14 protein-coding genes are annotated in these 18,091 nt (G+C 68.4%); 2 read left to right on the top strand and 12 right to left on the bottom strand.

The window, feature by feature from the left end; all coding sequences use genetic code 11:
- Positions 1-14: 14 nt before the first annotated feature.
- The 7 genes from ACNFIA_RS09285 to ACNFIA_RS09315 all read right to left on the bottom strand — a co-directional run bounded on the left by ACNFIA_RS09285 (position 15) and on the right by ACNFIA_RS09315 (position 10,235).
- Positions 15-2,267 carry an ATP-binding protein gene (locus tag ACNFIA_RS09285; protein ID WP_416784276.1) on the bottom strand — a complete coding sequence of 751 codons (2,253 nt, stop codon included), beginning with the start codon at positions 2,265-2,267 and terminating at the stop codon, positions 15-17.
- A 177-nt stretch (positions 2,268-2,444) separates the two neighbouring features.
- On the bottom strand, positions 2,445-3,461 hold the full coding sequence (locus tag ACNFIA_RS09290; RefSeq protein ID WP_416784278.1) for a DNA topoisomerase IB: 1,017 nt from the start codon (positions 3,459-3,461) through the stop codon (positions 2,445-2,447).
- Between the two features lie 295 nt (positions 3,462-3,756).
- Positions 3,757-6,072, bottom strand: a complete 2,316-nt coding sequence (locus ACNFIA_RS09295; protein ID WP_416784280.1) for an ATP-dependent DNA helicase — start codon at positions 6,070-6,072, stop codon at positions 3,757-3,759.
- Positions 6,069-7,718 (bottom strand): VRR-NUC domain-containing protein, encoded by a 1,650-nt coding sequence (locus tag ACNFIA_RS09300; RefSeq protein ID WP_416784282.1) that lies wholly within the window; start codon positions 7,716-7,718, stop codon positions 6,069-6,071. The genes ACNFIA_RS09295 and ACNFIA_RS09300 overlap by 4 nt, the downstream gene beginning before the upstream one ends.
- Before the next feature lie 652 nt (positions 7,719-8,370).
- Positions 8,371-9,309, bottom strand: coding sequence for a class I SAM-dependent methyltransferase (locus ACNFIA_RS09305; protein ID WP_416784283.1), 939 nt, complete (start codon positions 9,307-9,309; stop codon positions 8,371-8,373).
- A 39-nt stretch (positions 9,310-9,348) separates the two neighbouring features.
- The gene (locus ACNFIA_RS09310) at positions 9,349-9,834 is read right to left on the bottom strand and encodes an AAA family ATPase (RefSeq protein WP_416784285.1); all 486 of its coding nucleotides are present in this window, start codon (positions 9,832-9,834) and stop codon (positions 9,349-9,351) included.
- Positions 9,831-10,235 (bottom strand): YybH family protein, encoded by a 405-nt coding sequence (locus tag ACNFIA_RS09315; protein ID WP_259755420.1) that lies wholly within the window; start codon positions 10,233-10,235, stop codon positions 9,831-9,833. Before ACNFIA_RS09315 ends, ACNFIA_RS09310 begins: the two co-directional genes overlap by 4 nt.
- Before the next feature lie 274 nt (positions 10,236-10,509).
- Here ACNFIA_RS09315 and ACNFIA_RS09320 point away from each other — a divergent pair, with 274 nt between their 5' ends.
- Positions 10,510-11,130, top strand: a complete 621-nt coding sequence (locus ACNFIA_RS09320; protein WP_416784288.1) for a DUF4157 domain-containing protein — start codon at positions 10,510-10,512, stop codon at positions 11,128-11,130.
- On the opposite strand, the gene ACNFIA_RS09325 is transcribed toward ACNFIA_RS09320, so the two are convergent.
- From ACNFIA_RS09325 to ACNFIA_RS09345, 5 genes are read right to left on the bottom strand one after another with little or no spacing between them, the layout of a single operon-like run.
- Positions 11,111-12,607 carry an efflux transporter outer membrane subunit gene (locus ACNFIA_RS09325; RefSeq protein WP_416784290.1) on the bottom strand — a complete coding sequence of 499 codons (1,497 nt, stop codon included), beginning with the start codon at positions 12,605-12,607 and terminating at the stop codon, positions 11,111-11,113. The genes ACNFIA_RS09320 and ACNFIA_RS09325 overlap by 20 nt on opposite strands.
- Positions 12,608-12,616: 9 nt before the next feature.
- Positions 12,617-13,720: an ABC transporter permease gene (locus tag ACNFIA_RS09330; RefSeq protein ID WP_416784292.1), complete on the bottom strand. Its 1,104-nt coding sequence runs from the start codon at positions 13,718-13,720 to the stop codon at positions 12,617-12,619.
- Between the two features lie 5 nt (positions 13,721-13,725).
- Positions 13,726-14,868 (bottom strand): ABC transporter permease, encoded by a 1,143-nt coding sequence (locus tag ACNFIA_RS09335; RefSeq protein ID WP_416784294.1) that lies wholly within the window; start codon positions 14,866-14,868, stop codon positions 13,726-13,728.
- Complete coding sequence (locus ACNFIA_RS09340; RefSeq protein WP_416784296.1) at positions 14,865-16,646, bottom strand: ATP-binding cassette domain-containing protein; 1,782 nt, start codon at positions 16,644-16,646, stop codon at positions 14,865-14,867. The genes ACNFIA_RS09335 and ACNFIA_RS09340 overlap by 4 nt, the downstream gene beginning before the upstream one ends.
- Complete coding sequence (locus ACNFIA_RS09345; RefSeq protein WP_416784298.1) at positions 16,646-17,647, bottom strand: HlyD family efflux transporter periplasmic adaptor subunit; 1,002 nt, start codon at positions 17,645-17,647, stop codon at positions 16,646-16,648. Before ACNFIA_RS09345 ends, ACNFIA_RS09340 begins: the two co-directional genes overlap by 1 nt.
- A gap of 168 nt (positions 17,648-17,815) precedes the next feature.
- Between ACNFIA_RS09345 and ACNFIA_RS09350 the strand changes: the two genes are divergently transcribed.
- Positions 17,816-18,040, top strand: coding sequence for a hypothetical protein (locus ACNFIA_RS09350; RefSeq protein WP_416784299.1), 225 nt, complete (start codon positions 17,816-17,818; stop codon positions 18,038-18,040).
- Positions 18,041-18,091 lie beyond the last annotated feature (51 nt).

Genomic DNA, 18,091 nt, shown 5'->3' on the forward strand with positions numbered 1-18,091 from the left:
GTTGGGAGGGTCCCTCAGTGTTTGCGCGGGTGGCGCGGCAGGGCGAAGTGGAAGGTGGCGCCGTGGTCGATGCGGCCCTCGGCCCAGACCCGGCCGTCGTGGCGTTCGATGATGCGCCGCACGCTGGCCAGGCCAATGCCGGTGCCCTCGAATTCCTCCATGCGGTGCAGGCGCTGGAACACCCCGAAGAGCTTCCCGGCGTAGGCCATGTCGAAGCCCACGCCATTGTCGCGGATGAAGATTTCCGTCTCGCTGGCGGTCTGCCGGGCGCCGATCTCGATGCGTGCCGGGTCGCGGCCACGGGTGTACTTGATGGCGTTGGCAATCAGGTTGCGCAGCGCCAGGTTGATGAAGGCCGGGTCGCCGAGGAGCTTGGGCAGCGTGGCGACGGTCCAGACGATGTCGCGCCCGGCGTAGTCCGGCTGCAGCTCCACGCGGATGGTTTCCACCAGCGCGTTGAGGTCCACTTCGGAGAGGCGCAGGGCCGAGCGGCCCATCTGCGAGAAGCTCAGCAGGTTGTCCACCAGCGTGCCGGCGAAGCTCGCTGCGTCCTCGATGTGCTGGAGGAAGCGGCGGCCGCGCTCGGATAGCGTCTGGCTCTCGATCTCGGTCAGCAGTTCGGCGTAGCCGGCAATGTGCCGCAAGGGCGCGCGCAGGTCGTGGGACACGCTGTAGGAGAAGGCTTCCAGCTCCTTGTTCGAGCGGCGCAGCTCGCCGGCCAACTGGGCCAGTTCCTCGGCCTTGCGCAGGACGATGCCCAGCACCGAGGTGCGCAGTTCCACCACGGCATCGACGATCAGCGGTTGCCAGGGCGCGCAATACCCGCGCACTTCCTCGCGCCAGCGCTCGAAGCTGTGGCGCGGGTGCAGCTTGCCCTGAACGTCGAGCTCCTTCTCCGGGCGGCCGGCCCAGTCCACGGTGCGCGCCTGCTCGGGGCGGAACCACACGATGTAGTGCGAGTGGATCTGCGAGATGGCCACGGCCAGCACGCCGGCGGCGTGCTCGGCCAGTTCCGGCAGCTCGGCGATGTCGCGCTGCAGGTTGTCGCTGTGGAACACCACCTCGTCGCCGCGCCGGGCCAGCCAATGCACCAGGGCATTGACCTGGGCGGCGGGCGGGGTGGCGCCGACCAGGTCGCAGCGCTCGGCGGAGATGATCGCCGCCCCGCTGGCCTGGGCGAAGTCCAGGAGCACGTCGGGCAGCTCCAGCAGGCCGTCGCTGATGCTGTCGTGATCGGCCATGGCCGACAGCATCTGCACGATGCGCTGGCGCAGTTCGAGCAACTGGCGGGTGCTGGCGTGGGACTCGCGCGATTCAATCTGCAACGACAGCACGCTGCTCAGCAGCTCGCAGGCGGTGCGGGTCTGGAAGCCGACCGGGCGCGGCTCGCGGTGGTGGCAGGAAATCAGCCCCCAGAGGCGGCCGTCCACCACGATGGACAGTGACATGGACGCCAGGGTGCCCATGTTGCGCATGTACTGCAGGTGCACCGGGGAGACGCTGCGCAGGGCGGCGAAGCTCATGTCCAGCGGTCGCCCGGTGCGCGGGTTGTCCGCCGGGACCAGCGGGGACGGCTGGTAGTTGGCGTCCTCGATGACACGGATGCGGTTGGTGCGGTACAGCTCGCGAGCCTGGCGCGGAATGTCCGAAGCGGGAAAGCACAGGCCCAGGTACTGCGGATAGCCGGGGTCGGCTTCCTCGGCGATGACCAGGCCATTGCCGTCGGCGTCGAAGCGGTAGGCCTTGACCCGGCCGAAGCCGGTGATGCGCTTGATCTCGCGCACGGAGCGCTGCAGCAACTCCTCGATGTTGCCGACGGTGTGCAGGCTGCTGACGAAGGCGCGCACCAGCGGATAGAAGTCCACATGCGGGTCGCCGGGGGCACGCTTGCGGCGTGGCTCGAATTCGGCGATCAGCACCTGGTCGTAGCGGTGCACCAGCAGCGTGGTGCGCTCGCCCGCCGACGGGCCCAGGCGCAGGCGTACGTCGCCGATATGGAAGGGGAAGATTTCCCCCTCCGGCAGTTGCTCCAGGTGCGCGCGCAGGTCGAAGTCATCGCCGATCAGCGCGCCAAGGTCGCGGCCGAGCAGCTCGCCGGCGGGCATTCCGAGCCAGCGCTGGGCGTTCTCGCTGGCCTGGAGGATGCGCAGGTCGGCTTCGTCCAGCACCAGCAGGAATCCCTGGGGCTGGATGCTCCCAGGCACTTGGATCGGCTCCTGGGCACAACGCTCGATGGCCTGGTCGAGGGCGGTGTCGGCGACGGGCAAGTCGGGCACTCCGTTTGGGACCGGCGAGTCACGCCGGCCGATGAGAATGGGCAGTTTCTGACGACCTTGTATGAAAGCACGTCAGTGTGGCTGTCTCGAACCTTTTTCGCACTGGTGGCTGAGGGCCATTCTTCCTCTCATGACGCTCTGGACCGCCATTCTTGCGCCCGGTTCCCTTCAGTGCGCGGCGAGAAAGGCCAGCAGGGTGGCTTCCTCGGCGCTCAGGTGCTTGCGCTTGCGGGCCTTGGGCAGGTTGACCAGCTCGCCGGCGAGAAAGGCTTCGATGACCCGCGGGTGCACGTAGCACTTGCGGCAGATCGCCGGGGTGTTGCCCAGCTCGCCCGCCACCTGGGCGATGATCTCCTTGAGCTGGCGGCTGGCGCTTTTCTCGTCCTGCCAGGGCGTCCGACGGCAGTACTCCAGCGCCAGGGTGCTGCCGGCCCAGGTGCGGTAGTCCTTGGCGGTGAAGCCCTCGCCGGCATGCTCGCGCAGGTAGGCGTTGATGTCGCGCGAGTCGATCATGTGCCGCTGGCGTTCCTCGTCCAGATACTGGAACAACTGCTGGCCGGGCAGCTCCAGGCAGCGCCGGAGGATGCGCGCCAGGCGCGGGTGCTCGATGTCCACGCTGTGTTTGACGCCGCTCTTGCCGCGAAAGGCGAAGCGGATGCGCGCGCCCTGCACCTCGACGTGGCGGCTGTCCAGGGTGGTCAGGCCGAACGAGCGGTTCTGCTTGCGGTAGCGCTGGTTGCCGATGCGGATCAGGGTGCGGTCGAGCAGTTCGACCACTGTCGCCATGACCTTTTCCGCCCCCAGGCCGGGCAGGGCCAGGTGCTGTTCTATCTGCGCGCGCAAGGTGGGCAGGTTGGCGCCGAAACGCAGCAGGCGCTCGTATTTGACGCTGTCGCGCACCTCGGTCCAGCGCGGGTGGTAGCGGTACTGCTTGCGTCCGCGCACGTCGCGCCCGGTGGCTTGCAGATGGCCTAGCGGGTCGAGGCAGATCCACACGTCCTGGTAAGCCGGCGGGATGGCCAGGCGGTTGATCCGCTCGATCTCCGCTTCCACGCGGATCCGCTCGCCGCCGGGATCGAAGTAGGCGAAGCGCCCGCGCAGGCGGCGCCGGCTGATGCCCGGCAGGCTGTCGTCGACGTAGTGCAGGTCGGGGGGAAGCTCCAGCAGCTCCGGCGGTGTGCTCATGGCGGCTCCTCGAGGACTCTTCCGTCAATGGATCGCGCAAGGGCGCTGCGAGTGCCGTTTTTTTCATCCTGCAGGAGCGGGCCGTGCCCGCGATCCGCTGGCAAATGCGGTGTTTCAGACGAGGTTCGCGAGCAAGCTCGCTCCTACAATGTGGCGGGGAGCTCGGTATTTCCGGGTGATCGGAATACGCGGTGATGGCTGTCGCAGGCGTGGCCCGCTCCTACAGGCAGGTTGTAGGAGCGAGCTTGCTCGCGAACCGCACGGCACGAGGTCCATCGCGCCACGGGGGGCGGGGCTACAGCAGCAGATACCCCTGCGGCGCCTTGAACCGCGGCGGGTCGGCGATGAACTTCAGCCGCTCCGGCTTCCACCACCCCGGTAGCAACTTCCGCACCCCCGGCTGGTTGAAACGGTCGTCGAGCAGGTAGATCACCCCCGAATCCGTCGGGGTGCGGATCACCCGGCCGGCCGCCTGGACGACCTTCTGCAGCCCGGGGAACAGGTAGGTGTAGTCGTAGCCGTCGCCGAACATTCCCTGCATGCGCTGCTTGATCTCCTCGTTGACCTCGTTCACCTGCGGCAGGCCCAGGGTGGCGATGAAGGCGCCGATCAGGCGCTCGCCCGGCAGGTCGATGCCTTCGCCGAAAGCGCCGCCGAGCACGGCGAAGCCGATGCCGCGCGAGGAGGGGGTGAAGCGGTCGAGGAAGGCCTGGCGCTCGATCTCGTTCATGCTGCGCGACTGCACCCAGCAGGGAATGTCCGGGTGCTCGGCGGTGAAGCGCTCCAGCGCCTGTTGCAGGTAGGCGTAGCTGCTGAAGAAGGCCAGGTAGTTGCCGGGGCGTGCGCGGAACTGCCGTGCCATGAGCGTGCTGATCGGCGTGAGGCTGGCCTCGCGATGCTGGTAGCGGGTGGACAGGTTGCTCAATGCGTGGACTTCCAGCTGTTCGGCGCGGAACGGCGACTCCACCTCGCGCCAGCCGGTGTCTTCGGGCAGGCCGAGCAGGTCGGCGTAGTAGTGCGCCGGGGTCAGCGTGGCGGAGAACAGCGTGGTGCTGTGGGCCACCTTGAAGCGTTCGGCGAGGAAGGGCGCCGGCACCACGTTGCGCAGGCACAGGGTCGAGAGCACGCGGCGCGCGCTGACATCGTGGCGGGTGATGTCGAACAGCGAGTGCGGCCCGTAGGCTTCGGCCAGCCGGCAGAACAGCATGGCGTCGAGGTAGAAGCGCAGCAGCTCGGCCTCGTTGCCGGTGGGCTGGTCGGTCAGGTGGTCGGTGATGGCGCTGACGGCCTTCTGCAGCGCGGCGATGAACAGGTCGGGGATGGTCGGGTAGATCTGGTAGTCGACGTCCTGGTCCTGGTGCAGCTGGTTCCAGTGCCGGCCGACGCGCTCCAACGCGCTTTTCAGCTTGGCCGGGGCGACCTTGCGCAGGGCGTTGAACTCACCCTGGTCCAGCTCGGCGCTGTACATGCCGCGGCCGCGCTCGATGAGGTTGTGCGCCTCGTCCACCAGCAGGGTGACCTTCCAGTCGTTGAGCACGGTAAGGCCGTAGAGCAGGGCGGTCATGTCGAAGTAGTAGTTGTAGTCGCCCACCACCACGTCGGCCCAGCGGCACAGTTCCTGGCTCAGGTAGTAGGGGCAGACCCGATGCTCCAGCGCCACGTTGCGCACCGCTTCCTGGGTCAACCAGCGCTGCTGGAGCGCAGCCTCGCGGGCGGCGGGGAGGCGGTCGTAGAAACCCTTGGCCAGCGGGCAGGATTCGCCGTGGCAGGCCTTGTCCGGATGTTCGCAGGCCTTGTCGCGGGCGACGTGCTCCAGCACCCGCAGCGGCTGGGCGGCCTCCTGCTGGCGCAGGGTCGCCAGGGCGTCCAAGGCCAGGCGCCGGCCGGGGGTCTTGGCGGTGAGGAAGAACAGCCGGTCCAGTTGTTGGCCGGGGAAGGCCTTGAGCTGCGGGAACAGCGTGCCCAGGGTCTTGCCGATGCCGGTGGTGGCCTGCGCCATCAGCGTCTGGCCGTCGCGGGCGGCGCGGTAGACGGACTCGGCAAGCATGCGCTGGCCCTGGCGGAAGTCGGCATAGGGAAAGCGCAGCGCCTCAAGGCCCAGGTCGCGCTCGACGCGGTGGGCGCTTTCCTGCTCGGCCCACTGCACGAAGCGCTGGCATTGCAGCTCGAAGAAGGCGCGCAGATCGTCGGCGGCGAAGCGCTCGCGGAACGCGGTTTCCTTCTGGGTGATGACGTTGAAGTAGACGACGGCCAGGTCGATGGCGTCGATCTCCAGGGTCTGGCACAGCAGCCAGCCGTACACCTTTACCTGCGCCCAGTGCAGCAGCCGGTGGTTCTGCGGGATGCGCGCGACGTCGCCGCGGTGGGTCTTGATCTCTTCCAGCAGGTTTTCGTTCGGGTCGTAGCCGTCGGCGCGGCCGCTGACCACCAGCCCCGGATACTCGCCGCGCAGCGGCAGTTCGGCGATGTAGCCCAGGCCGCGGCGGGCGACCACCGTGGCGTGCCCGGCCATGCCTTCCTGGGCGGTGGGGGCGGGGGTGAAGCGCAGGTCGAGGTCACCTTCCTTGGCGGTGAATTCGCACAGCGCGCGCACGGCAATGGCGTAGCTCACGCGCTTTCCGCCACGTCGTCCGCCCAGCGCACGTAGCAGACTTCCACCGGCATGCCGTGCTCGGCGCAGAAGGCCAGCCAGCGCTTCTGGTTGTCCTGCAGACGGTCGCCGGGGCCCTTCACCTCGATCATCCGGTAGCGCGCCTGGGCGGGCCAGAACTGGATCAGGTCGGGCATGCCGGCGCGGTTGGCCTTCGGGTCGGCCAGCAGGCGTTCGAACCACAGCTTCAGGTGCGCCGCGGGCAGGCAGTGCAGGGCTTGTTCCAGCAGGTTTTCGTCCAGCAGCTCCCAGTGCACGAATGGCGAGATGATGCCGAACTTGGCGGCATGGGTGGCCCGGATCGCCGCCCGGTAGGCGTCGCTGTCCAGCAGCGCCAGGCGCGCGGCGAAGGCCTGCGCGCGGCGGCTGACGAAGTCGCTGCGGTTGAGGTCGCTGGGGCCGGCCTGGAAGGGGTGGAAAAAGGCACCGGGCAGCGGCGTGAAGATCACCTCCCAGCAGAGCAGCCCGAACAGGCTGCACACCAGTGCGTTCTCCACGTAGTGCACCGGCGCTTCGTCCTCGTGCAGCACGGCCTGCACGGCGAACTCGACGTTGACGTCCGGACGCGGCAGCTCCAGGTCGATGCGCAGCGGCGGCGCCGGTTTGCTCGGCTTCTGCTTCGACAGACCCAACTGGCGAACCAGCCGGGTCAGCGCGCGCTCGACCAACTGCAGCTCGCTGTCGCTTTCCGGCGCGGCCAGTGCGCTGTGTGCCAGCGCGTGGGCTTCCTCGATGCGTTGCAGGCGTTCCAGCACGCGGATCTGCCGCTGTCGGGAACCGCCGGCCGCGGTGCGCCGGTACAGCGCCAGGGCGGCGTCCAGCTCGCCTTCGCGTTCCAACTGGTAGGCCATGCGGTACAGCAGGCGGCCGTGGCGCTCCTGCAGGTAGGGATTGTCGCTGCGGAAGTCGCCCAGCTCGGCCAGCAGCTCGTCGATGGGTTCCCCGCTGTCGAAGCGCACGGCGGCGTTCCACAGGTGGAGGTAGGCCTCCAGGTCGTCGCGGCGGCGAAAGGCGCGGGAGTCGGCGGTGAAGGGGACGCTCTCGTAACGGAAGATGCCGAGGTCGGCGAGGACGAATTCGGACCAGTCCTGCTGCAGGTTGCCGAAGAACAGCAGGCGCAGGCGGTCGCACAGCGGCGTGGCCACCAGGGTGTAGAGCGGGTCGAGGCCCGGATACCAGCCGGCGAACGGCTGTACCTGGTCGTGGTAGGCGTGCAGGTGCTCGTAGAGCTCGGCCTTCTTCAGCGCGCCGCGCGGCAGGTCATCGCGAAAGCGCCCGAGCAGTTCGTCCTTGAGCAGCAGCGGCAGCAGTTCTTCCAGCGTGAGCGGGCAGGCGTCGTCCAGCCAGCCCAGTGCCAGCAGCGGCGCGGCGGCGCTGGGAATGTCGCCAATCTCCACGTAGCTCAGCTTGCCGGCGCGAAAATGCGGCCCCTTGCGCATCACCAGCCGCACCAGCAGCGCCCGCGAGGGCAGCGGCAGCGCGCGGAAATCGGCGATGAAGCGGGCTTCCTCGGCGTCGAGCAGGTCGGCGTAGCGTTCGTCGATCCAGTCGAGGGCGCGGTGGAAGTTGGTCAGGTAGTAGAGGCTGGGGTCGAGCGGCGCAAGCATCGGCGGGCACTGGTTTTACATACAGTGCCAAGGATGGCGCGATGGGGGCTCGGCCGCAAGGGTTAGCGCGGCCTTTCATCGGGATATGTCTTACGCCCCACACCGATACTCCCTGTAGGAGCGCCCCATGGGCGCGATCGCGGGCATGGCCCGCTCCTACCCTGAACTCCTGCGTATGGATCGGCCCTCACCCTGGCCCTGGCTGCGCGCCCCGCTCAGAGGGAGAGGGGGCCGTCCGGAGCAGGATTAAGCCATGGCGTCAGCCGGCACGATCAGCCCCCTCTCCCCTGGGAGAGGGTTGGGGTGAGGGGATGCTCAGGCACCCATATTTCCAGTCCGTAGGGCGAATAACCGTTCACGGTTATCCGCCGTTCTTGCGTCATGGCGCTGGTGAAGCGGGAGGCTCTGCTCTTCGTAGGAGCGAGCTTGCTCGCGAACGCATTGCACCGGTTGGCCCGGCGTGAAGCGGGGTTCGCGAGCAAGCTCGCTCCTACAAAAGGGGCCGTGCCCAGGGCGTTATCCGCCCTACGGCGCTTTGTAGGATGGGTGGAGCTTGCGATACCCATGGGGCTAGGTGCGCAGGATCGATGGGTATCGCTTCGCTCCACGCCATCCTGCGGACGCTCTTCACGCCCCACGCTGTCTCGCCGGATCAATCCATCCGAAACACCAGCGCCTTGAGCCCGCTGTCTTCCTCGATATCGGCGAACTCCGGCGGGTTTTCCAGGCGCTCGACGAAGCGCAGTGGCGGCGCTTCGGCGGCCATGCCCTGGAGGAGAAAGTCCACGCCCACGGCCGGGTCGTTCACGCAGGCCAGCACGGTGCCGGCGCCGTCCAGCAGTTCCGGCAGGCGGCGCAGCACGCGGGCGTAGTCCTTGTCGAGGACGAAGCTGCCTTTCTGGAAGCTCGGCGGGTCGATGATGATCAGGTCGTACGGGCCGGATTTCTTCACCTTGCCCCAGGACTTGAACAGGTCGTGGTCGAGGAAGCTCACCTTCGACAGGTCGTGGCCGTTCAGGCGGTGGTTGTCGCGCCCGCGGCTGAGCGCGGCGCGGGCCATGTCGAGGTTGACCACCTTCTGCGCTCCGCCGGCCATCGCCGCCACGGAGAAGCCACAGGTGTAGGCGAACAGGTTGAGCACGCGCAGCCCCGCGGCGTTGGCCTGCACCCACTGGCGGCCGTAGCGCATGTCGAGGAACAGGCCGTTGTTCTGCTTGCGGCCCAGGTCCAGCTGGTAGCGCAGGCCGTGCTCGCTGATCTGCCAGCCGTCGAAGGCCTCGCCGGCCAGCACTTCCATGGTGCTTTCCAGGGTGTAGCGGTGCTGCAGCATCAGGCTGCGGGCGCCGCTGGCGCGCCAGGTATCGCCCTGCGCCAGTTCCAGCAGCATGGCCCGCAGCGCGGCCAGCTCATCGGCCTCCGGCTCGCGGAACAGCGACACCAGCAGCACGCCTTCCAGCCAGTCGGCGGTGACCTGCTCCAGCCCTGGCCAGCGCCGGCCACGGCCATGGAACAGGCGGCGGGTTTCTGCGGGGGCGGGGTTGAGGGCGCTGAGCAGTTGCTCGCGCAGGGTGGCGATGGCGTCGGTGTTCATCTATCGGGTCTTTCCATTGGGGGCGGCGATTCTACGCGCTCAGGCGCCATGGCGCTGCACCTGCAGCTTTTCCTCCGGGCGCGGGGCGACGAAGTAGCGATTGAGCGCCTCGTAGCCGGCCGGGTCCAGCGGCGCCGACAGCGGGGCGAGGGCGTGGCGGGCGAGCAGGCGGTTGCGGCAGGTGGCCGGGTCGACGTCGAGGAAATGCAGGCAATGCGCGGCGCCGGCCTGTTGCGCCAGGTCGATCAGCCAGCGACGGTCGGCCAGGGTGTTTGCCGGGATGTCCAGCACCACGCTGGTGCCGGCGCGCAGCAGGCCGACCACGTGCGGGCCCATGACCTTGCGCACGCGGCGGGCGTAGAGCTGGTAGTCATCGGGGTTGCTGATGCCCCAGGGGAACAACTCGGCCAGCCAGTGTTCCTCGGCCAGCATCACGGTGCCCGGCGCTTCGGCCAGTTCGCGGGCCAAGCAGGACTTGCCCGACGCGGCCTTGCCGCACAGCAGGTGCAGAGTGCCGGTACTCATGGGGTCGCCTCCAGCAGGTCGGTGCCGTAGGAGTTGTCCACGGCGCAGCGCCAGGCGCCATCGGCGTCGCGGCGGAATACGTAGGTGGCGCGGCGGCTGAGCTTGCCGTGGCTGGTGTCGAGCAACGTCTGCGCGACCACCAGGGCGGTGTCGCCGGTCTCGAGGATTTCCAGGCGGCCCTGGCGCACCCGCAGGTTGTGCCCGAAGTGCCCGGCGATGGCGACGAAGGCCTGGCGGATCTGCGCCTTGCCGCGCGCCAGCAGGCCGGGCTTGACCACCAGCACGGCGTCGTCGGCATAGAACCCGATCAGCGCGTCGAAGTCCTCGCGGCCGATGGCCTCGTCGGCGGCCTGGATGAGCGCGTGCACGGGATGCGATACGGGTGGGTTTGCCGGGTCCATCGGTGTCTCCTCGATCGGGAGCCTCGGACGGCGGGCATTAAAAAACCCGCCGGGAGGCGGGTTTGGTTGTTCGCTGGAATGCGCTAACCCACCATCGGAGCGATGGTGGTAATAATCTGCTGGAAGGTGCGGTTGGCGGCATTCATGGGGTCAGAAACTAGCAGAAGTCTCATCCGTCGCGCCAGCACTCTTTTTTTGCTGGCGGCATGGCATGATCGCGCCGCGCCATGGTCTGAGCACCAGGTCTTTCTCCACGTTGTAGCGGAGTCTTTGCATGCCATCCCCCTTTGCCGCCCGTCTCCTGCGCGCCCTGGCGCTGCTCGCCGGGCTGGCCGCGTCCGTCGATGCCCTGGCCGCGACCTGCCCGTCAGGCCAGCGCCAGGTCTGCCTCGACACCTGCACCTGCCTGCCGGACCTGGGGGCGGTGCTCGGCCCGGTGCTGTCGGATACCCGCAAGATGGCCGCCCAGGCGCTGGGCGTGTGGCTGCAGCAGTCCCGCGAGCAGGCGGAGCAGGGCGGCACCGAGCCGATCCCGCTGGAAATCCGCGCGCAGCTGCAGCCGTATTTCTCCGACGAGGTGCTGATGGCCGCGCGCTATTCCACCGGGGCGCTGGACGAGCTGAACGCCGCCCAGGCGATCATGCAGAACCCCGACACCGAGGCGGTCACCCTGGTGGATGTGATCGTCTTCCGCAGCGAGGACGACGCGCAGAAGGACGTCGCCCTCTGGGCCCACGAGCTGTGGCACGTCAAGCAGTACCAGGAGTGGGGCGTGCAGGGCTTCGCCACGCGTTACTCCGAGGACTACGACGCCGTGGAGGCGCCCGCCTACGAGATGCAGCGGCGGGTCGCCAAGGACCTGCGCGACGGCAAGCTCAGCGCGCGGAAGAACTGACCTCGGCCCCGGGCGCCGGCGTGCCGCCGCCCAGCGCCTTGCACAGGGCGATCAGTGTCAGGCGCAGCTGGGTATCGCTGTCCACCAGGTCGCGGCGCGACTGCAGGTAGGCGCGCTGGGCGTCCAGCTCCACCAGAAAGTCGGTCATGCCGCCGGCATAGCGCGCCTTGGCCATGCCGTAGGCAACGTCGCTGCTGTGCAGCTTTTCCTGCAGTCGCTGGTTGCGCTGGCGTTCGGCGCCATAGTGGCTCAGCGCGTCGTCCACTTCTTGCCAGGCCTTGAGCACCGCCTGCTGGTAGGCAACCGCCGCTTCCTGCTGTTCCAGCTGCCGCAGGTTGATCTGCGAGCGCCGTCGGCCATTGTCGAAGATCGGCAATGACAGACTCGGGCCGACGCTCCAGGTGCGGCTGCCCCAGTCGCTGAACTTGCCGTCGTCGGCTGATTCATAGCCGAACTTCGCACCCAGGCGGATCGATGGGTAGAGGTCGGCCACGGCCACGCCGACGTTGGCGGTGGCGGCGTGCAGCTGGGCCTCGGCGGCGCGGATGTCCGGGCGGCGGCGGGCTACTTCCGAGGGCAGGCCGAGGCTCAGGTCCGGAGTCTGCGCCGTGCGTTGCGCCACGGGCTTGAGCTCCTCGCGCAGGCTGCCGGGTTCGGCGCCGATCAGCACGCCGATCTGGTTGATCGCCGCGCTTTCGCTGGCACGCAGTTGCGGCAGGCTGGCGCGCAGCTCGGCCAGTTGGCCGCGTTGGCGCTCGACGTCGAAATCGTCCACCAGCCCGCCATCGGCGCGTACCTGGATCAGTTGCAGGGATTCTTCGGTAGCGCTGATGTCCTGGTTAGCCACGGCGATCTGCTGCTGCACGCCGCGCAGTTCGAAGTAGGCCCGGGCCAGCTCCGCCGAGACGCCCAGGCGGGTTTCCTCGAGCATGGCCTGCTGCGCGGCGACGCTGGCGTCGGCGGCCTCCACCGAGCGGCGGATGCGGCCCCACAGGTCCGGCTCCCAGGAAGCATCGAAACCGGCCTGGTAGAGGGTGAAGGGCTGGGCCAGCACCTGGCTGATCTGGTCGCTGTCGGCGCCGGGGGCGATGCGCTGGATCATCAGTGCGTTGGCGCCGTTCTCGCTCATGCGCTGGCGCGTCACGCCGGCGGAGGCGTTGACGTCCACCCCGCGCTGGGCTGCCACCATCTGCCGCTGCATGCGGCTCTGGGCGAAGCGCAGCACGGCCGTGCGCAGGTCGGGGCTGGCCTTGTCGGTGCGGCGTTGCAGGTTGTTCAGCACCGGGTCGTTGAACAGCGTCCACCAGTCTTCGCCGAGGCGCACATCGCCCTGGGCCGGGTGCAATTGCGTATCGCCCGAATGCGCCGCCTGCCAGCTGGCCGGCGCCTGGGGTTGCGGTGCTTCGTAGTCGGGGCCGACGGCGCAGCCTCCCAGCAGGATCAGGCAGCAGGCGAGGGGAGTGAGGGAATGCTTCATGGGGTTCTCTCACGCAAGCCGGTGGCGGAACAGCCACGCGGCGAGGGGCAGGGTGATGGCGGCCAGCACCAGCATGGGGATCAGGTTGAAGCCCACCTCGGCCAGGGTGGCGCCTTCGAGGTAGACGCGCTGGATCAGGTCGATGCCGAAGCGCAGCGGGTTGGCATAGGTGACCGTCTGCAGGAACTCGGGCATGTTGCGCACCGGCGTGGCGAGGCCGGAGAGCAGCGTCAGCGGCATGATCAGCACGAAGGTGTAGAGCATCGCCTGCTGCATGTTCAGCGACACGGCGCTGATTGACATGCCCAGCCCGACGCAGGCCATGGTGAACACCGTCAGCCCGCCGTAGAGGTTGAGCAGCGACCCGGCCATGGGTATTCGGAACCAGAACAGCGCCATCAACAGCACCAGCGTGGCTTGCAGCATGCCGATCAGCAGGGGCGGGATGGCCTTGCCGAGCATGATTTCCAGCGGCGTGTAGGGCGTCACCAGGAGCTGGTCGAAGGTGCCCTGTTCGCGCTCGCGGGCCACCGAGAGCGCGGTGAGCATCAGCGTCTGCATCATGCTCAGGGTGGCGATCAGCGCAGGGATCAGCGGCCAGCGGGTTTCCAGGTTGGGGTTGTACCAGGCACGGCTGACCACGCTGATGGGTGCCGCGGCCAGGCCCTGCTCCTGGTTGAACTGCTGCACCACCACCGCCAGCCCGGCGGCGGCGGAGCCGGCGGTGTTGGAGTTGCGGCCGTCGAGGATGACCTGGAACGGCGCCGGGTCGCCCTGGGCCAGGCGCGTCTGGAAGTCCGAGGGAATATGGATCACCAGCAGCGCCTTCTGCTCGTCGATCACCGTCTGGATTTCCTCCACGCGGGTCAGCGTCGCCACCCGGTGGAAGATGCCGCTGCCGTCCAGGCGCGAGGCGAGGCGCGTGGAGGATTCGCTGTGGCTGAGGTCGAGGATGGCGTAGGGCGCGTCGTTGAGGTCGAAGGTCACCGCGTAGCCGAACAGCACGCTCTGCATCAGCACCGGTGCCACCAGCACGATGCGGTTGGCCGGGTCCTTGAGGATCACCAGCAGTTCCTTGCGCCAGAGGTTGAGGATGCGCCAGAGAAATTCCATGCAATTCAGTCCAGCCGCTTGCGCGTCACCATCCTCGCCAGGCCCAATAGGGCGACGGCGTAGGCGGCGAGGATGGCGCAGTTCTTGAGGATCATTGGCCAGAAGTCGCCGGCCAGGAACAGGGATTTCACCAGCTCCATGAAGTAGGTCGCCGGCAGCAGGTTGCCGATGATGCGAATGGCCGTGGGCACGTTGCGCAGGTCGAAGATGAAGCCCGACAGCATCATCGCCGGCAGGAAGCTGGCGAGCAGGGCGATCTGGCTGGCGAGGAACTGGTTCTTGGTCACCGCCGAGATCAGCAGGCCGATGCCCAGTGCCACCAGCATGTAGAGCATGGAGGCGATCACCAGCACGACGAAGGAACCGTACAGCGGCACGTCGAACAGGAAGCGCGCGGCGAGCAGGCACAGGGCGAGGCCGATCATGCCGATGCCGAAGCAGGGGATGATCTTCGCCAGGAGGATTTCCACCGGCCGCACCGGCGTGACGAACAGCGCCTCCAGCGTGCCGCGTTCCCATTCGCGGGCCATCACCAGGGCGGTGAGGAAGGCGCCGACCAGGGTCATGATCAGCACGATCAACCCCGGCACCAGGTACCAGGTGCTGGTATTGGCGGCGTTGAACCACATGCGCTGGACGATGGTGACCGCGCCGCGCTGGTCCATGGATTGCGCGCTGAGGCCGGCGCCGCGGTCGGCCTGCTTCTCGGCGTAGCCGGCCAGGGCGCTGCTGACGTAGGTGGAGACGCTGGCCGCGCGGGTGGCGTCCGAACCCTGCACCAGCACCTGGATCTGCGCGTTGCCCTCGTTCAGGCGGCGGCCGAAGTCGGCGGGGAACTGCACCAGAGCGTCCACCTCGCGGGCCTTCATCAGCGCCTCGCCCTCGGCGAAGGAGCGCACGAGGTGCGGTTCCAGGTACTCGCTGCGGCTGATCGTGGCGGCCACGTCGCTGGCCACGGGGGACGGGTCGTCGAGGACAACGGCGACGATGGCGCGCTTCACGTCCAGCGACAGGCCGTAGCCGAAGATCAGGATCAGCGCGATGGGCAGGCCGATGCCGATGAGCAGGTTGCTGCGGTCGCGCACCAGCTGCCGCACTTCCTTGCGGGTCAGCGAGGCGAGGCGCCGCCAGAAGCCGCCGGCGCTCATGCGGCACCTGCCTTGGCGTGCTGGTGGCTGCTATCGAGGCGGTTGCTTTCGACGATCTGGATGAACGCCTGCTCCATGTTCAGCGTGCTGCCCTTGCCGCCGGCCTGCTCGCGGACTTCCTGCGGGGTGCCCATGGCCAGCAACTTGCCGGCGTCCTGGATGACGATGCGGTCGCAGTATTCGGCTTCTTCCATGAAGTGGGTGGTGATGATGATGGTGGTGCCCGACGCCGCCAGCGCCGTGATGCGCTGCCAGAAGCCGCGGCGGGCCAGCGGGTCGGCGCCGCTGGTGGGTTCGTCGAGGAAGAGGATTTCCGGCTCGTGGAGCAGGCCGACCGCCATCGCCAGGCGTTGCTTGAAGCCGCCGGGCAACTGGCCGCTGGGCGCGTCCTCCTGGCCGGCGAGGTCGAATTGCCGCGACACCGCGTCCATCCGTTGGCTCAGGCGTTTGCCGCCCAGGCCGTAGGCACCGCCGAAGAAGCGCAGGTTCTCGGCCACCGAGAGGTTGCCGTAGAGGGAGAACTTCTGCGACACGTAGCCGACCTTGCGCCGCGCCTGGGCCCGCGCGTGGCGCAGGTTGACCCCGGCCACCTGCAGTGTGCCGCTGGTGGCCGGCAGCAGCCCGCAGAGCATGCGGAAGGTCGTGGTCTTGCCGGCGCCGTTGGGTCCGAGCAGGCCGAAGATTTCCCCGCGGCGCACGCTGAAACTGGTGCTGGCCACGGCCGTGAAGTCGCCGAACCTGCGCACCAGGTCCTTCACTTCGATCACCGCTTCGTCACTGTTCTCATGGCGGTGCGTGCCGGCCTTGAGGGATTCCATGTCCACCGCTTCGGCGTCGCTGCGCTCGCGCAGCAGGAACATGAAGCCGTCTTCCAGGCGCGCGTCCACCGGGCGGACCGGGGCGCCGTCGAGCAGCTTGTCCAGCACCGCCTGGTCCGCATCCGGCTGGCGGATGAAGCGCACCTCGCCGGACTGCGGCACCGCGTCGACGACGTTGTGGTGGTCCTCCAGCAAGCGCGCCTGCAGGGTGCGGGCGGGCTCGCCGGCGGGCGGCGTGGCGATGAAACAGAGGTGGTCGGCGTGCGCGCGGATCGACGCCGGGTCGCCCTGGGCCATCAGCTGGCCCTGGTGCAGCAGGAAGACTTCGGCGCAGCGCTCGGCCTCGTCCATGTAGGAGGTGGACACCAGCACGCTGAGCTGCTCCTGCGCGATCAATTGCTGGATGATCTCCCACAACTCGCGGCGCGACAGCGGGTCGACGCCCACGGTGGGCTCGTCGAGCAGCAGCAGGTCCGGCGAGCGCACCAGGGTGCAGGCCAGGCCGAGCTTCTGTTTCATGCCGCCGGAGAGCTTGCCCGCGGGGCGCTCGGTGAAGCGCGCCAGGTCGGTCATCTCCAGCAGGCGCTGGTAGCGCTCCCGGCGCTGCGTGGGTGGCACACCATGGAGATCGGCATAGAGGTCGAGGTTCTCCTGCACGCTGAGGTCCTCGTAGAGGCCAAAGCGTTGCGGCATGTAGCTGATGCGGTCCTGCACCTGCTGCGGATGGGCGTGGACGTCCACGTCCAGCACCGTGAGCGTGCCGGCATCGGCCCGCAGCAGGCCGGCCACCAGGCGCAGGAAGGTGGTCTTGCCGGCGCCGTCCGGGCCTACCAGCGCGGTGAGCTGGCCGCGGGGGATGTCCAGGCGGATGTCCTTGAGGGCCTGTACCGTCTTGCCTGACTCTTTCACCAGGAAGTGCTTGGCCAGGCCTTCCGCGCGGATTACCGGAGCCTCGGCCATCAGCGCGCCTCGTCGGCGAAGCGCACCGTGGCCGGCATGCCCAGGCGCAGGCGGTTGTCCGGGTCGGCCACCCGCACGCGCACCTCGTAGACGAGGCTGGTGCGCAACTCCTCGGTCTGCACCGACTTGGGCGTGAACTCGGCCACCGAGGAAATAAAGCCGACCTGGCCGTCGATGGCCTGGTCCGGGTGGCTGTCGGTGAACACCTGGGCCTTCATGCCGGGCTTGATGCGGCCCAGGTTGGTTTCGCTGACGTAGGCGCGGATCCATTTCGGGTCGGTCAGCGCCAGGGAGTACACCGGGCGCTGCGGCGAGGCCATGTCGCCAGGCTCCAGCAGGCGCGAACGCACGGTGGCGTTCTGCGGCGCCTTGAGGTCGGCTTCGTCGAGGTTGTGCTGCAGCAGCGCCAGGTCGGCGCGGGCAGCGGCGAGCTGGGCCTCGGCCTGGGCGATGTCTTCCGCGCGCGGGCCGATCTGCGCCAGGCGCAGGGATTTCTGCCGGTCTTCCAGCTCGGCCTGGGCGACCTTCTGCTGCGAGGTGGCGCTGTCGATGTCCTGCTGGCTGACGGCGCGGCCCCCGGGGCTGTTGGCGCGGATGTTCTGCAGCCGGCGCAGCTGGGTCGTGGCCAGGTCGAGCTGGGCGCGGGCGGCCTTGTCCTGCGCCTTGGCGCGATCGATGTCCTCGGGGCGCGAGCCGTTCTTCAGGCGCAGCAGGTTCTGCTCCTGAGCGGCGATCTGCGCGCGGGCCTTGTTGACCTGCAGGCGCAGGGCGCGGGTATCGAGGCTGGCCAGCACATCGCCGGCTTTCACCACGTCACCTTCCTCGACATTCATCGTCGCGATGCGCTCGCTGCCGGTGAAGGCCAGCGACACCTGGCGGATGTCCACGTTGCCGTAGAGCACCAGGCGTTTGTCGCCACTCTCGCGGGACTGCAGGTACCACCACAGCCCGCCCCCCAGCAGCAGCGCAACGAGCGCCACCAGCACCAGCTTCTTCGGCATTGCCCCATCCCTGTTCCATGACAGCCCGGTGAAGGATAGACAGTGATTCGCCGCCAGACCTTGATGCAGGCCGCTACCCCGCGTCGCAGAGCCTGCCCTTTGTCGGCTGCCGCGCCGCTGCGCACGCCGCCTGTTAGCGTGGAGAGACATTCCCCTGGAGATGCCGTCATGAGCGACAAGGGCACTATCCTGACCGCGCCGCGGGCCTCCTGGCACCTGCGCGCCCAGCGCCTGCAGTGGTTCGGGCTGGTGCTGCTGTTCCTGGCGGTGGGCCTGGCGGCGTTGACCGACTTCCTCCAGCGCGACGGCGGCGTGGCGACCCTTGCCGCTTTCGCCATCGTCGGCGTGCTGGCGCTGGTGGTGGCGCGGGTGATCCTGGCGCGGGCCGGCTAGCGGAGGGCGGAGTGGGTGCGGTTCGCGAGCAAGCTCGCTCCTACAGGTCAG

Origin of the sequence: Pseudomonas sp. NY15437 (genome assembly GCF_048068435.1) — a bacterium.
GTDB classification, from domain to species: Bacteria; Pseudomonadota; Gammaproteobacteria; order Pseudomonadales; family Pseudomonadaceae; genus Pseudomonas; species Pseudomonas nitroreducens_B.

What these genes read in the sequence shown, in the direction of transcription:
- ACNFIA_RS09335 (WP_416784294.1), bottom strand. Translation starts at nt 14,868, where the DNA reads ATGAGCGCCGGCGGCTTCTGGCGGCGCCTCGCCTCGCTGACCCGCAAG.
- ACNFIA_RS09340 (WP_416784296.1), bottom strand. Translation starts at nt 16,646, where the DNA reads ATGGCCGAGGCTCCGGTAATCCGCGCGGAAGGCCTGGCCAAGCACTTC.
- ACNFIA_RS09315 (WP_259755420.1), bottom strand. Translation starts at nt 10,235, where the DNA reads ATGGACCCGGCAAACCCACCCGTATCGCATCCCGTGCACGCGCTCATC.
- ACNFIA_RS09330 (WP_416784292.1), bottom strand. Translation starts at nt 13,720, where the DNA reads ATGGAATTTCTCTGGCGCATCCTCAACCTCTGGCGCAAGGAACTGCTG.
- ACNFIA_RS09350 (WP_416784299.1), top strand. Translation starts at nt 17,816, where the DNA reads ATGAGCGACAAGGGCACTATCCTGACCGCGCCGCGGGCCTCCTGGCAC.
- ACNFIA_RS09320 (WP_416784288.1), top strand. Translation starts at nt 10,510, where the DNA reads ATGCCATCCCCCTTTGCCGCCCGTCTCCTGCGCGCCCTGGCGCTGCTC.
- ACNFIA_RS09305 (WP_416784283.1), bottom strand. Translation starts at nt 9,309, where the DNA reads ATGAACACCGACGCCATCGCCACCCTGCGCGAGCAACTGCTCAGCGCC.
- ACNFIA_RS09310 (WP_416784285.1), bottom strand. Translation starts at nt 9,834, where the DNA reads ATGAGTACCGGCACTCTGCACCTGCTGTGCGGCAAGGCCGCGTCGGGC.
- ACNFIA_RS09325 (WP_416784290.1), bottom strand. Translation starts at nt 12,607, where the DNA reads ATGAAGCATTCCCTCACTCCCCTCGCCTGCTGCCTGATCCTGCTGGGA.
- ACNFIA_RS09345 (WP_416784298.1), bottom strand. Translation starts at nt 17,647, where the DNA reads ATGCCGAAGAAGCTGGTGCTGGTGGCGCTCGTTGCGCTGCTGCTGGGG.
- ACNFIA_RS09290 (WP_416784278.1), bottom strand. Translation starts at nt 3,461, where the DNA reads ATGAGCACACCGCCGGAGCTGCTGGAGCTTCCCCCCGACCTGCACTAC.
- ACNFIA_RS09300 (WP_416784282.1), bottom strand. Translation starts at nt 7,718, where the DNA reads ATGCTTGCGCCGCTCGACCCCAGCCTCTACTACCTGACCAACTTCCAC.